13 protein-coding genes are annotated in these 13,909 nt (G+C 37.0%); 4 read left to right on the top strand and 9 right to left on the bottom strand.

Features of this window, described 5'->3' with window-relative positions; translation table 11 throughout:
* Positions 1–69 precede the first annotated feature (69 nt).
* The 3 genes from BC781_RS20425 to BC781_RS20415 are packed head-to-tail and all read left to right on the top strand — an operon-like array spanning position 70 to position 1,060.
* Entirely contained in the window at positions 70–291 is a 222-nt protein-coding gene (locus BC781_RS20425; protein WP_146201748.1) for a hypothetical protein, read from the top strand.
* A 14-nt stretch (positions 292–305) separates the two neighbouring features.
* Positions 306–503 carry a hypothetical protein gene (locus BC781_RS20420; protein ID WP_109621372.1) on the top strand — a complete coding sequence of 66 codons (198 nt, stop codon included), beginning with the start codon at positions 306–308 and terminating at the stop codon, positions 501–503.
* A gap of 44 nt (positions 504–547) precedes the next feature.
* On the top strand, positions 548–1,060 hold the full coding sequence (locus BC781_RS20415; protein WP_109621370.1) for a DUF4199 domain-containing protein: 513 nt from the start codon (positions 548–550) through the stop codon (positions 1,058–1,060).
* A gap of 62 nt (positions 1,061–1,122) precedes the next feature.
* On the opposite strand, the gene BC781_RS20410 is transcribed toward BC781_RS20415, so the two are convergent.
* The 5 genes from BC781_RS20410 to BC781_RS20390 all read right to left on the bottom strand — a co-directional run bounded on the left by BC781_RS20410 (position 1,123) and on the right by BC781_RS20390 (position 8,427).
* Positions 1,123–2,082 (bottom strand): sterol desaturase family protein, encoded by a 960-nt coding sequence (locus BC781_RS20410; protein WP_109621368.1) that lies wholly within the window; start codon positions 2,080–2,082, stop codon positions 1,123–1,125.
* 72 nt (positions 2,083–2,154) lie between these two features.
* The gene (locus BC781_RS20405; protein WP_109621366.1) at positions 2,155–4,575 is read right to left on the bottom strand and encodes a TonB-dependent receptor domain-containing protein; all 2,421 of its coding nucleotides are present in this window, start codon (positions 4,573–4,575) and stop codon (positions 2,155–2,157) included.
* Between the two features lie 66 nt (positions 4,576–4,641).
* A complete protein-coding gene (locus BC781_RS20400) occupies positions 4,642–5,748 on the bottom strand; it encodes an imelysin family protein (RefSeq protein ID WP_109621364.1) in 1,107 nt (368 codons plus the stop codon).
* 82 nt (positions 5,749–5,830) lie between these two features.
* Positions 5,831–6,871, bottom strand: coding sequence for a DUF4856 domain-containing protein (locus BC781_RS20395; protein WP_109621363.1), 1,041 nt, complete (start codon positions 6,869–6,871; stop codon positions 5,831–5,833).
* Positions 6,872–7,041: 170 nt separating this feature from the next.
* Positions 7,042–8,427 carry an FAD-binding oxidoreductase gene (locus tag BC781_RS20390; RefSeq protein ID WP_109621361.1) on the bottom strand — a complete coding sequence of 462 codons (1,386 nt, stop codon included), beginning with the start codon at positions 8,425–8,427 and terminating at the stop codon, positions 7,042–7,044.
* A 176-nt stretch (positions 8,428–8,603) separates the two neighbouring features.
* Between BC781_RS20390 and BC781_RS20385 the strand changes: the two genes are divergently transcribed.
* On the top strand, positions 8,604–9,668 hold the full coding sequence (locus BC781_RS20385) for a glycoside hydrolase family 53 protein (protein ID WP_109621359.1): 1,065 nt from the start codon (positions 8,604–8,606) through the stop codon (positions 9,666–9,668).
* Positions 9,669–9,749: 81 nt separating this feature from the next.
* Here BC781_RS20385 and BC781_RS20380 read toward each other — a convergent pair whose 3' ends face one another.
* From BC781_RS20380 to porV, 4 genes are all read right to left on the bottom strand, one after another.
* Entirely contained in the window at positions 9,750–10,247 is a 498-nt protein-coding gene (locus BC781_RS20380) for a YciI family protein (protein ID WP_109621357.1), read from the bottom strand.
* A gap of 70 nt (positions 10,248–10,317) precedes the next feature.
* The gene (locus BC781_RS20375) at positions 10,318–10,827 is read right to left on the bottom strand and encodes a GNAT family N-acetyltransferase (RefSeq protein ID WP_109621355.1); all 510 of its coding nucleotides are present in this window, start codon (positions 10,825–10,827) and stop codon (positions 10,318–10,320) included.
* Positions 10,828–10,949: 122 nt separating this feature from the next.
* Positions 10,950–12,461, bottom strand: a complete 1,512-nt coding sequence (locus tag BC781_RS20370; protein WP_109621353.1) for an IMP dehydrogenase — start codon at positions 12,459–12,461, stop codon at positions 10,950–10,952.
* 206 nt (positions 12,462–12,667) lie between these two features.
* Positions 12,668–13,879 (bottom strand): type IX secretion system outer membrane channel protein PorV, encoded by a 1,212-nt coding sequence (gene porV, locus BC781_RS20365; protein ID WP_146201747.1) that lies wholly within the window; start codon positions 13,877–13,879, stop codon positions 12,668–12,670.
* Between the last annotated feature and the right edge of the window lie 30 nt (positions 13,880–13,909).

Below are 13,909 nucleotides of genomic sequence, written 5' to 3'. Positions count from 1 at the left end.
GACTCGAAAATAAACACTCACACAGTCTTAGGGTTCTATTTCTGTTATAAAAAAGATAAGCTAACAATCATGAAAATACTAGATAGTCTACTATTTGCCTTTGCAGTAGTCTTTTTCATTATCGGAATTCATCAAACCTTCATCTATGGTTTGGAACTGAGTTACTTTTTCTTTGCCTTTTCTGGTGTTTTTTTCCTATTCATGGTCTATAGAAGACGTAAAAGACAAGAAGCTGAACAAAACGAAGGAAATCAACAAAAACAAACTGCAAAAAAAGGGAAGAAGAAATAATCAAGATATCAGATATGAATTATAAACTAATCAAACGAGAAGTCATCTTTTTTGTCCTCGCATTTTTAGGTTGTACAGGGGCTGTTTATGCTATGAGCTGGGCTTTGCGAGAAGAGGTGACACTCACGACTTACTCACAAACGATGATGGTGATTATGCTAGTTACTTACTTGACTAGAGTGATTTTTATGATTACCAAAAACTTGAAATAGTCTTATCTTTGTGTTTTAGCATAAAGAAATTAATCAGAAAGAGAATGTTGAAGGGAACATACGTATCTACCAAACCCATAGCGCTCAAATATGGCGGTGTATTAGGTTTGGGACTGTTTGGGTATACTACAGCCTTATTGATGTTGGGTATTGCTAGTCCATCGGCTATGATGGCTATTTACCTATTCTTATCTGTTGCCATTATATTTGCGGTTCGCGATTATAGAAATTGGAATAATGGAGTAGTAACTTTCCAAAAAGGCTTCACTTTAGGACTGCTTACGTCATTAATCGCAGGAGTCATTTACGGCTTGTTACGAGCATTCTATTTCAAATTTATAGATGATAGTGTCGTTCAACAAGGTATACAAGACATGACTACTTTATTGAATAGCGCTCCTGATATGACAGCAGAGGAAGTAGAACAAAGTATAGAAATGCTGAATTGGGCAGCCAATTCGTTCCTTGCACAAGCAAGTATGCAAACCCTAGATATTTGTTTTATGGGCTTGTTCTTTAGCTTTACTACAGCTTTCTTCTTTAGAACAGTAAGATAGTTCTCAAATTGTATCCATATAAAAGCCTCCAATACTGCAGTATTGGAGGCTTTTTCAATTCATTACTTCATTAACTCTTTGGTTTTTCCATACATCCATTGGAAGGGAGCTACAAGGTTTTTCCAGAAGGTATCGTACCGCTTATTATCATACTTCCCTAGTCCAAAAGCTATATCACCTGTATCTTTTGATCTTACTAAAGTTCCAAACATCCAATCCCAAATAGCGAGTTTAGAACCCATGTTTTTATTGAAATGCTTTGGTGCATCACTATGATGAATTTGATGCTGAAAAGGACTGATAAAGATATATTCCAAAGGATTCCAATAAGTCAGCTTCACATGTGAATGTCTTAGGTTTGCTCCCCATAAAAGAAATAGAAAACTAAAAGCATTCGCTCCTAAAAAAGTCCATTTTTGTACCTGATTTTCTGACAAGAAATCGAACAATCCTGTGATCAATCCAAAAACCAAAATCCCTTTGATGTTATTCAAGATCAACTCCAATGGATGAAGACGGTATTGTGTAATTGGATTGAGTGTAGTTGCGGAGTGATGTACTTTATGAAACTGCCATAGAAAAGGAATTTTATGCATAAGGTAATGCACATAAAAACTCGCAAAATCACTTACAAGAGTCAGTACAAATGTATAAGCAATAATGGTTGTCCACATCGACATTCCAAAGTCATAATGTCCAAGGTTTTCTAAGAGAAATTCATTGGTGTAATGTGCCAAATACAAGCCATAAATAAGGTAAGGGCCAATCAGCGCAACTTTTACAAGAGCATTAAAAAATACCAAGCCGTAATCTACCCAAGCAGATTTGCTCCACCATATTTCTTTCTTGAAAAGATACTTGAAAAATGAGCCTTCTTCTTTGGTCTTCTTATAGACAAAAAAAGCCAATACTGCAGAAGTCAGTAGATACAAAAAATAGATTCTCTTTCTGGAAGAAAAAAGATAACCGAAAGGCATTTGGATAGCCTCTGAAAGTATATCTATAATTTCTTTGTAGCTCATAGTGAATTAGGTTTGTTGTTAGTTAATCATCCCCTTTTTGCAAAAAGACAAAAGAGGATTTATGCTGTAAAATTACAACTTAACCTGCAAAGTTAAATAGTAATTTCTTCCATCAGATGGAATAATACCCGGTCCTGGATACCCCGTAGCTCTACGTGTGAAATACATCTCGTTTGTCAAGTTGTTTACACCACTTTCTACCGTAAACCACTTGTAGTTATATTTCAATGATAAATCCATTACTTGATAAGAAGGAATAGGACCATAAACAGCATCAGCTAAAGGCTCTTCAGTGTTGAAAGCATCTGTGTATTGCTTATCAACAAAACTGTATTGCCATGATGCTGCAAATCCACCTTTTTGAAAACTAAAACCTGTTTTAAGGTTGAAAGGAGGAACAAGCTCTACCATATTTCCATCGTAAGTATTTTCTTCAGAAATGTACTGCCCATGGATAAATGAAATATTGGCAAAAATATTCAGACGGCTTTCCCACTGAGGGTCTATAAAATAAAGTGCGTTCAGTTCTCCGAAAGCTTCGATTCCTGTTGTAAACGCATCTGCAATATTTGTGCGAATCGGGTTACTCGGAACAGCCAATCCAATTTTATTATTGTACTTTAAGTAAAAGGCAGAAAGGTCATAATTTAGAAAATCATTTCTTCCTCTAAGTCCTAAATCAGCACTATAACCTCTCTCATCTTGAAGGTCTGGATCAATACGAACATTGGTATTCAATACCCTCAAATCTGAGAAAGTAATCGCTCGGTAATTTTGAGAGAAATTGGCATAAACCTCCATTCCTTCTTTCGGTTTATAACTCAGACCTATTCCTGCCAAGAAGATTGGACGATACTTACTAATATTGTCCTCTACATCTACCATTCCTGTAATTGGGAAACCTAAATCATCAACTCCAATCGTTTTTTCCTCTTGAAAATAACCGATTCCTTCAGTTCCAATCCATTCAAACCTGACTCCTGGTGTGATACTAAATTTATCGGATAGATTGATAATGTTTTCTATAAATCCAGCGTAATTATGAATATAGAAATCATGGTCAGAAAGTAGACTACTTTCATCTGTAAAAGAAAAATCTGCATCGAAACCGTTGCTAGCATTCCCCTGTTGTTTCAAGTCAAAACCTCTGTAAAGTCTTGTTCCGACTAAGAATACAGAAGACTTTCCTAAAAGATCGTAATGCTGAATGTAACGAAGTTCTGTTCCTATATTTCTGAATTTATCTGAAACTAAAAGTCTTGGATCAGTCTCAGGAAACTCTGAACGTTGGTTGATACCTAAAGCATCTCTTCCTGCATACAGACCGAACGCTCTCATCTCAAATCTACTTCTTGGAGAAAATCTGTATTCGGCATTTAGGGCTAAAATATTCCAATCTACTTTAAACCAATTCTTATCGGTAGTAGAAGCTCTCGGATCAGTTTCAAACTGTATATCAGTCAGACCACCTGGTTGTTTTGCCAAGTAATCCATATGTGTGAAATCTAATCCGACTTTAAATTTTTCTGTGAATTGATAATTGAAGGCTGAATAAAGGGTATTTACATCAAATTCAGAATTTGGACGCCAACCATCTCCTGTTTTATATTGGTAAGCTGTGTAGTAATTGAGTTTTCCTGTTTGACCTCCTACGCTATTGAATGAATTGAAAAGACCAAAAGAACCTACTGTCTGACGAGATACTATTTCAAATGGCTTTTCAGAATTTCCTTTTTTCATTCGGAAATTAAGCATTCCTCCAAACTGAGTCCCGTATTGCAAAGATGCAGCTCCACGTACTACTTGAATTCGTTCTACGGCTTCTAAAGGCGGTGTATAATAACTTTCTGGGTAACCTAAGGCATCTGCGGCTATGTCATAGCCATTTTGGCGAGTGTTGAAATTTGATGTTCTGTTTGGGCTTAAGCCTCGACCTCCAATCCCGAGTTGGATTCCTGCTCCGTCACTTTCCCAAATGTTCAAACCCGGAACCTTGTTGTATACTTGACGGCTATTATTTGTTGCAAGGTTTGCAGTTAAATTTTTCAGAAGAATAACTTCACTCTTCTTTGCAGCATAAATTGCTGTTCCTTCTACTTCGTTCAGTCGGGCTATCTCACTTGACTCATCCAAACCATTGACAGAAACCTCTTCCAGAAGCTCTTCAAAGTCTTGTAATGTGAGATCAAGTTTTAATTTTGAAGTTTGTGGAGTGACTTCCTTAGAGCTTGTTTGCATCCCAAGTTTAAACACCGAGATAATGTAAGTTTGCCCTAAGGGTAAAGAAGGAAGTTGGAAAAAGCCTTTCTTGTCTGTAATTACTTTTATAGAAGTTCCCTTTACAAAAACGGCTGCATCAGCAATTTTTTCATTTGAATTATGTCGTTTTACATAGCCATAGATTCTCACATCTTGTGCCGATGCAGAGAATAACTGAAAACACAAAAGCGTACAAATTCCTAACTGAAAGAATCTTCTCAAAAAACTGCTCATTCCAACTCCCTTTAATATTTGTATTTAGAATTAATTAAGCTCAATTATTTACCCTCGATGGTAAAATTAATCTCCGTCACTGTCTTGATATGTGATCGAAACGCCTAAAGCTGTAGACATCTCAGATTTTATCATAAAGGTCATATCCTTCATTGCAACATAAAGTTCTTCCAACTTTGAATCCTCTGCTTCCAGTTGATCTGCAAGAGGATCAGCTAATGCGTCAAGTTTGCTATGGATAAGTTCAAATTGAGCTAAAATCTCTTTCGATAAATCTTTATCTATAATTCCAGCTTCTGTATAAGAAGTCAAATAATCATCCAAACCTAAACCGTTTGTTTCACCATATTGACCTTTAAATAAATTCTCTACCGCAGTAACATTGGCTTTTAGCAAACGAAGTGATTGCTTGCTGTAATAGCCCTCTAAAGTTTTTGGTGTTACTATTCCTGCCAAAGAGTTTTTCCCCATAGGATAACCCAAACGCTGATTTTTACTGCGTTCATAAGATTTATTGAATTCATTGATCAAGAAACCTAATGAACTACTTGGGTCATTGCCTGTATTTGCAGCAAACTCAGCGGCATAATTTCCACTATCCGCTCTCCAAGCATCCAAAAGAGTCATCGCTGAAGATGATAAATCTTCTGCTACTTCTTTTAAATAATTTTGGCGAGAGGTATTCTCAAAACCTTCTAAAATATCTGCGGATGTTTCGCCATTGAATAAAAGATAATCAAGAGCAGCAAGCCCTTTTTCATCTTTTGCAAATACACTTGATAAGTCCCAACTACCACTCTCAATTGAAGCTTCAATCTCATCAAATCGAGCAGGGAAAGTATTTGAATTGACAAAGAAATTCTGCTCTTCTGCTGGCCCAAACTGCAATCCATCTACCAATGCCCAATCTGTATAAGCTGTCAGTAGTGCCTCTTGAGCCGCTAAAAGATTTGCCTCATTTTGCGCTCCAACGAATGCATTTACTGCCGTAGCGAGAGCACTCACTGAAGTATTGTATGTTGCAATGTTAGACAACATCAGATTTTCACTATAATTTTCAAGCATTGCAGCTTGGTCAAAATCTGATATTTTATCTTTTTCTGTTTCACAAGCTGTCTGCCCCAACAAACTTCCTGCACATAAAAAAGTGAATAACGTTTTCTTTAGTCTCATACCCTGTTTCTTAAAAGTGATTTTAAACAGAAAAACACCCACCTTAAAAAAGGGGGTGTATATATTTTTGATAGTCTAGTTCTTAAAGATTAAGTAACTCATCATTTGTGAATCCGAATACTTCTTGTAAAAGAAGGCTTGCAGCCTCAAGATCTGACTTTGTTGCTACCATTGGATTTTCACCAAGTAGTGTTTCCAACTGAGCAAACTCCTCGTTAGAGATTGTTTTGTTAGCATTAAAATATAAACATCCCGCAAATGCTTTAGCTTCAGACCACGCGTGGTAATACTCACCAGCATCTGCCATATTAGCCAAAGAAGAATTGATATAATGAACTACGTTTGCGGCAACAAGCTTTTCCCAAGCGTTTTGTACTTCAACGATAGCCTCATCACGAGCATCATAATCTTTACGGTCGATTGCATCTCTACCTTTAATGAACGCATTGAAAATAGTTTCACGTAAGTCTAAAACTTCTGCGCGTTTTGCTGCGTAGCTCGCCCAGTAATATTGCGTTTCACCACTTGTCAAATAATCTGTAGTTGCTCCAAAGTAACCGAATGCCTCATCCCAGTGGTGTTGCATTGCTGTTCCTTTGCCTTCAGTTACCTCTTCATTATCTACATTCATTTTATCTTCACCGAAGTAAACTGAAGTTGCTTGCCAATAAAGCACAGCACCCATCAATCCTTTAGCGACCATTTGCGTAGGTTCTACCCCATTTTCATCAAACAAACGACCACCAATTAGGTTTTCAGAATTTCCACTAATAGCTTCTAAAGAAGCAAAATATTCATACATCTCAGCTTGAGCATTTCTATCCTCTCCGCTGTATGTTTTATTCGCTAGTTGTTTTGTCTCATCATAGTTTCCAGCCGTATTCTCATAGATTGCTGTTAACTCATCTGCTGTAACGACAGTTTCTCCATCATTTGCCGACTTCATTTTAGCCTCCAAATCACTCAATAACATGATACGATTTGTTTGACCACTATAACTTACATTTTCGAAGTTATAAGATGTTGGCAATTCCATTGTAGGATCATCATTTGAACTTTCTTCACATGAAAAAAGTGACATTGATAAAAAAGCAGTAGCTAGTAAAGAATATTTTAGTTTCATCCGAAGACTTATTTAGATTAATTTTAAATACGATGCGAATCTAAATGTTATTAAGATTTAATCCAAATAATGAAATGAAAAAAAATTAATAAATGTTTGAACACAAAAAAAACTACCTCTCAGGCAAAGTGTAGAGAGGTAGCTATTCAACTAAAACCTAGTTGAAAATATTAATGAGGAGGAATATTCTGATTTATACTGAAGAAATTCGTTGGATCATATTTCTCTTTTATCTGAGTTAATCTCCTGTAGTTTTCTTGATAAGTCGCCTTTACTCTATCATGGTGCTCATCATTCATTAAGAAATTCACATACGCTCCTCCTGCTGAATGAGGATGTAAATCTTCCCAATACTTTTTCGCCCAAGTTGAAATTTTGGCGGCATTTTTTGGGTCTGGGTCTACTCCTGCATAAACAACGGAGAACTTTGCATCCCTGTAACTAAATGCTGTTGCCGTTTTTCCTATTTCGTTTACTTTCCCATCAATCGGATAAATATGCATGGTAGAATGAACCGTTGGTATTTCTGAACCATGTTTGACAAATTTATCAATAGCCTCTTCACTTAGTTCTTTAAATATATCTCCTCGCCAATACCATTGATGTCCCGAAGGATAAAGATCATCAAACAGGCCTTGCAAAATTGGAAAAGGCATAGATCCAAGATGCGAGAAAACAGGTGCTGTGTCTGTAATCGGTTTGAAAACTTCTTCGACCTTATTAAAATCTCCTGTGTAGCACCATACTGCTCCACATACATTTTGTGTATACAATTCTTCTGGAAATGGTGGTGCTGGAGGAACTCTCATAAAGGCAAAAAATCCGTATAAATCCGTTTTACTCTTCAAAATAAAGTCTTGATACCATGTCAGTATCTCTTTAGCCTTTTCTAATGGCCAAAGTGTTACTCCTGCATGAACCGTATGAACTGGATGAAGCTGAAAAACAAAAGAAGTCACAACACCAAAATTTCCGCCTCCACCTCTTATTGCCCAAAAGAGGTCTGAATTCTCTGTTTTGCTTGCTGTCACAAACTTACCATCAGCCAATACCACATCTGCTTCTACTAAATTATCAATGGTCAATCCATATTGCCGAGCAAGGTAGCCATGTCCTCCACCAAGTGTTAAACCCGCTACTCCTGTTGTCGAGACAATCCCTGAAGAAGTTGCCATTCCGAAGGCATTAGTCACATGATCTACATCTCGCCACTTACACCCTCCTTCAGCTCTCACCGTTTGCGTTTTCAAATCTACTCTACAACTTCTCATATCAGAAAGATCACAAACCATTCCTTCATCTACAGAAGCTAAACCTGCACCATTATGCCCTCCTCCTCTTACTGCTAACTTCAACTTATTTTCTCTTGCAAAATTCACTGTTGTAATCACATCTGCCACATCTGCACATTTCACAATGTAAGCTGGAGATTTATCTATCATTCCATTATAGAGTTTTCTAGCATCCTCATATGCATCATCTCCTTTCTGTATTAAAATTCCTCTGAGTCCCGCTTGAAAACAGTCCCATTTTCCGCTATCAATATCATTTCCCATCTCCTTAATGATTTAATACCCTATTTATGGAACATGAGAAATCTAGTCTTCATTCAATAAAAAATAATGATAGTACCAGAATGATTTTTTGTTAAGCTTAAATCTAGGCTAGTGTATACAATGCATATTTTTTTAACTTTCAGAAGAAAATAGACTATCCTTTTATAAGCTTCAGTATGAGAATTTTTAAATTTTTAATCACACTCAGTATTGGTTTTCTTTTGTGTTGCCAATCTTCAACTGATCTTGATTCTACCAGCCCTACGCCTCCTCCCGTACAAGCTAAACACATGTTGGGTGTTGACCTCTCTTTTCTTCCCGAAATAGAAGCGGAAGGAACTACATTTTTTGACGCTGAAAATACGCCTCAACAAGCTGACGAAATCTTGAAGAATGAGGGCTACAATACTGTTCGACTAAGACTTTGGAATAACCCTGAAAACGGGCACTGTAATTTGGATGAAGTGAAAACGTTCTCAAACAGACTGAAAAGCTTAGGCTATAAAGTTTGGTTAGATTTTCATTATTCTGATAGTTGGGCAGACCCTGCAAAACAAAATAAACCAAAAGCATGGGAAGAACTTTCATTAGCGGCTTTGAAAGACTCCATTTATTCTTTTACTACTATTGCATTAAATGAGGTTCGACCAGATTATGTACAGATTGGGAATGAAATCAATCATGGAATGCTTTGGCCTGAAGGAAATATTTCTGACCAAGCGCAATTTACAGACTTACTCAAGGAAGGAATAAAAGCCTCAAGAGATTATGACAAAGAACTACCGATCATTTTACACTTTGCTGGTATTGAAGGTGCCGATTGGTTTTTCGGGATACTAAAATCTTTCAATGTAGATTATGACTTGATTGGACTTTCTTATTATCCCAAATGGCATGGCAAAGATTTGACAGACTTAGAAAATAAAATCACATCTCTCCAATCTACCCATCAAAAGAAAGTACTAATAGCCGAGACTGCTTATCCTTTTACGTTAGGGTGGAATGATTGGACCAATAACATTATTGGAGATGAATCTCAATTAATTTCAGATTTCCCTGCTAGCCCCGAAGGGCAAAAGGCTTTTCTAAAAGAAATCGACAATATCATCTTAAGAACCGATGCCTTCGGTTGGTGTTATTGGGCGCCTGATTGGGTTGCTTTCAGAGGAAATGAAGCTACAAATGGTTCTAGTTGGGAAAATCAAGCTCTATTTGACTTCAACTTCCAATACCTTCATTAGATTCCCGATAAAACTAAACCCGAGAAGAGTAATTGTTATACTCGTCTCGGGTTTGTTATTCCTCTGCTCTGATAGAATCTTTTACTCTTTTACTACCGACTGTTTCATAATCTTTTTATGAATTGAGTTTATTTCTTGAATGGCTGCCAATGAATACCATTGCATCAATTCCATTTTCAGTCTTCCTGCTTTTATGGCTGGGTCAGTTTCTGTTAAAGCTTTTGCCTCTTCTATTGTTTCTACATTGAATAGATACAAACCTTGAAGTTCTTGATCATTTTCATAAAAAGGACCTGCCATTACTAATTTACCTTCTTCAGCCATTCGCTCAATATTCAGCATATGTGCTTTTTGCAATTCAGCTGCAGCGAGAGAATCTTGATCTCTGTTTGGTCCTTTTTTCAAAAATGCCATTACATAGGTTTTCATACCATAATCATCTCCTCCTAGTCTTTCTGCCAAAGCGGAATCATAACTATTTGTACTGACCTCCACTTTTGCTTCTGCAATAGGAGCTTTTTTAGGTTGACAAGCTGAAAAAACAATAGCAAGTAGTGTTATGATGTAAAAAATCTTCATAGTTGACTTCTTAATGAATTGAGTAAAAAATGAGTCTAACAGACAAAACTATTAGAATCGGAGTATCTATTTAATTGGAAAAATTAATGTGAAAATGAATAATCGTATCAGTCTTCGAATGTACTTCTTTTGTGAAACCATTTTTCTCCAATACTTTTTGAGAAGACAGGTTTTCTCTATGAACTCTAGCGCGTAGTGTTTCTACTCCAACAGACTGTAAATGATGAAGTACTTCTGTTAATATTTCGGTCATTAGGCCTTTTCCCCACCAATCTCGGTTAATGGAATAGCCTATTTCATCTCTTCGATAAGAACCTTTCAGAAACCAAACAACTGTACCAATCAACCGACCACTTTCTTTTTCCTCTATTCCCCATCGTATTGATTTTTGCATACGAGCATTTCTATGAGCTTCTTTTACCATTACCAATGCTTCTCCCATACTCAATAGCGGAGGATTGTAGCGATATTTCATGGCCTCCACATTAGAATATGTTTCATAGAGGTCCTCGATGTCATTGACATTCAACTCTCGAAGAATTGTTCTCTCTGTCTCAATATTTTCTAGTGTGACTTCCATTTTCTGCTCAGATCTTATGTAAAAAAGTGATAAGACAAATTAAAGAATAGGAAGAAAACAAAAAAGCCTGACTGTAAAGTACAGCCAAGCTTTTTTTAGATAGATATTTAAATGGATATTAATTATCCGTTAGATGTTTCTTTCAAGATTACATCGTGAGCACCACCTTCAATAATACTTGTAGATGATACTAAAGTGATCTTTGCATCCGTGTGTAATTGAGGAATTGAAATTGCTCCACAGCTACACATTGTAGATTTGATCTTAGCCAAAGTAACATTCAAGTTATCTTTCAACTTACCAGCGTATGGTACGTAAGAGTCAACTCCTTCTTCGAACTTCATACCGTCGTTGCTATCTTCGTCACCACCCATATCGTAACGTTGCCAGTTACGAGCACGAGCTGAACCTTCACCCCAGTATTCTTTTACGAAGTTTCCTCCTACTTTCAATTTCTTAGTTGGCGACTCATCAAAACGAGCGAAGTAACGTCCCATCATCATGAAGTCAGCACCCATTGCCAATGCCAATACCATGTGATAATCTTGTACGATACCGCCATCTGAACAAATTGGAATATAGATTCCTGTTTTCTCGAAGTACTCATTACGAGCCTCAACAACCTCAATGATAGAAGTAGCTTGACCACGACCAATACCTTTTTGCTCACGAGTGATACAGATAGAACCACCACCAACTCCAACTTTCACGAAGTCAGCACCAGCTTCTACCAAATACATGAATCCGTCTTTATCTACAACGTTACCGCCACCGATTTTCACTTCTCCATTGTATTCTCTTTTCACCCACTCAATTGCTTCTCTTTGGTATTCAGAGTAACCATCAGATGAGTCTACACAAAGAATATCAACTCCAGCTTCTACCAATGCAGGTACACGCTCAGCATGATCTCTTGTGTTGATACCAGCACCTACCATAAGCGTTTTGTTTTCATCCAAAAGCTCATTCGGGTTCTTTTTATGATCATCATAATCCTTACGGAATACGAAGTATTGTAATTTCTGATCCTCATCTACGATTGGCAAACAGTTTAGTTTGTTATCCCAAATGATATCGTTTGCTTCAGAAAGTGTGATACCTGCTTTACCATAAACCATTTTAGAGAAAGGAGTCATAAACTCTTTCACTTTCGTGTCTAAAGAAGTTTTAGAAACACGGTAGTCACGGCTAGTTACGATACCTACAAACTTTCCGTTTGGTGAACCGTCTTCAGTAATTCCTACTGTAGAGTGTCCAGTTTTCTTTTTCAATGCCAAAATATCTGCAAGCGTATGCTCTGGAGTAACGTTTGCATCACTTACTACGAATCCAGCCTTAAACTTCTTCACACGTCTAACCATTTCAGCTTGTGTGTCGATTGCTTGAGAACCGTAGATAAATGACAAACCACCATTACGAGCCAATGCGATTGCAAGACCATCGTCTGAAACAGACTGCATGATTGCTGAAACAAAAGGGATATTCAACTCGATCGCTGACTTTTCGCCTTTGTTGTATTTCACAATCGGTGTTTTCAGAGATACATTACCCGGATTGGTGTCCTTTGTTGTCAATCCTGGGATCAAGAGATATTCATTGAACGTTCTTGAAATTTCGTTGAAATAGTGAGCCATAACTTCTATCCTCTTTCTGTTTTAACTAAATGATACGCAATTTATCCTTTCTTTTAAGCGCCTTGCTTTGAAAAAAAATTTTGCAAACCTAAGAATTTAAATCCTTATAATCAAACAATTGATCACTGAAATCTATTCGTAGACTTACAAAAAAAGAAAAGCCTCAATTCAAGTTAGAATTGAGGCTCTTTATATTCAGTGAGTTCTTAAATTTCATTATCTAGAGGAGAAGAGTTATCTCTTCCTCTCTTCTTCTTCGCTCCACTCTTACTGTCTCCAAAATTGAATTTCATCCCGATACGAAGCGTATCTTCTAATGGGTTGTTACGCTTGGTTGTAATTAGGTAAGAGAAATCCACTTCGAAAACTTGGTAACGCACACCAAGACCTAGCGTTACATACTGACGATCTCCTTTGTTTGGATTTTCGTAGAAGTAACCTGCTCTTGCAGCAAATATATCGTTGTACCAGTATTCTAAACCAGTACTAATCATAATCTCTTGTAACTCGCCAGAAAATCCATCAGGTGAATCTGAGAAAGAACTAAATACTCCAGAAACAAATGAGTCTTCACTTGCGGCTGTTGGATCAGAAGGAACTAGTAACTTATTAAAGTCTAAACTTAAAGCCAACTTATTGTATGGATCAAACTCAGTTGTCCAAGTTGTACCTAATCTTAAATTTGTTGGAAGAAAGTTTTCAGAGTTATTCGCTCCTGTTTGATAATCCATTTTGAAACCAAAATTCGAAATGTTTGCTCCCAATGCTAGATTTGAACGGTATGAACCTAAATTGAACTCAGGTCCTTGCCAATAAGCCGAAATATCAATAGCTCCTGTACTCCCTGGCCCTGTATCAAAGTTTTGCCCCGAAGAAGTTGTTGCTCCAGATAGATTTGAATAAATATAACGACCAGAAACCCCCATACTGAAACGCTCTGAAAGTTTCATCGCAAAAGTCACATCAAACGAGAACTCTCTTGGATTGAAAAATCGAACAGGATTTCCAATATCATCTGTAAATTGAATATCTCCTAAGTCGAAATATTTCATACTTGCAGCTAATGTTTGACGGTCATTCAAACGAAAATAACCTGAAACATAAGCCAAGTACATATCATTGACAATTTTTGATAACCACGGGTTGTATGAAAATGCAAAACCGTAATCATTGTCAATAAAGGCATATTTAGAAGGGTTCCAGTGTGCTGAGTTTGCATCTGGAGTAGTTGCAACCCCTACGTCACCCATACCTGAAGCTCTCGCATCTGGTGCTATAGTTAGAAATGGAACCGCAGTCACAATAGCTCCTGTTGTAGATTCCTGTACCGGATTCCCACCTGTAGTTTGTCCGATGGCTACTTTTGTCATTAGCCCAAACACTAACAACAAGGCTAGTTTGTTAAATATTTTAGACATTTTCCTCTAGTTGTCTGGTTTTAATTAAAA

Source organism: Sediminitomix flava (assembly GCF_003149185.1).
Classification (GTDB): Bacteria; Bacteroidota; Bacteroidia; order Cytophagales; family Flammeovirgaceae; genus Sediminitomix; species Sediminitomix flava.
The sequence above is the reverse complement of the archived record's forward strand: the minus strand, read 5'-3'. Positions and strand labels throughout refer to the sequence as shown.

Coding starts and splice junctions, on each gene's coding strand:
- BC781_RS20415 (WP_109621370.1), top strand. CDS start 548: ATGTTGAAGGGAACATACGTATCTACCAAACCCATAGCGCTCAAATAT.
- porV (WP_146201747.1), bottom strand. CDS start 13,879: ATGTCTAAAATATTTAACAAACTAGCCTTGTTGTTAGTGTTTGGGCTA.
- BC781_RS20370 (WP_109621353.1), bottom strand. CDS start 12,461: ATGGCTCACTATTTCAACGAAATTTCAAGAACGTTCAATGAATATCTC.
- BC781_RS20395 (WP_109621363.1), bottom strand. CDS start 6,871: ATGAAACTAAAATATTCTTTACTAGCTACTGCTTTTTTATCAATGTCA.
- BC781_RS20410 (WP_109621368.1), bottom strand. CDS start 2,082: ATGAGCTACAAAGAAATTATAGATATACTTTCAGAGGCTATCCAAATG.
- BC781_RS20385 (WP_109621359.1), top strand. CDS start 8,604: ATGAGAATTTTTAAATTTTTAATCACACTCAGTATTGGTTTTCTTTTG.
- BC781_RS20380 (WP_109621357.1), bottom strand. CDS start 10,247: ATGAAGATTTTTTACATCATAACACTACTTGCTATTGTTTTTTCAGCT.
- BC781_RS20400 (WP_109621364.1), bottom strand. CDS start 5,748: ATGAGACTAAAGAAAACGTTATTCACTTTTTTATGTGCAGGAAGTTTG.
- BC781_RS20425 (WP_146201748.1), top strand. CDS start 70: ATGAAAATACTAGATAGTCTACTATTTGCCTTTGCAGTAGTCTTTTTC.
- BC781_RS20420 (WP_109621372.1), top strand. CDS start 306: ATGAATTATAAACTAATCAAACGAGAAGTCATCTTTTTTGTCCTCGCA.
- BC781_RS20375 (WP_109621355.1), bottom strand. CDS start 10,827: ATGGAAGTCACACTAGAAAATATTGAGACAGAGAGAACAATTCTTCGA.
- BC781_RS20390 (WP_109621361.1), bottom strand. CDS start 8,427: ATGGGAAATGATATTGATAGCGGAAAATGGGACTGTTTTCAAGCGGGA.
- BC781_RS20405 (WP_109621366.1), bottom strand. CDS start 4,575: ATGAGCAGTTTTTTGAGAAGATTCTTTCAGTTAGGAATTTGTACGCTT.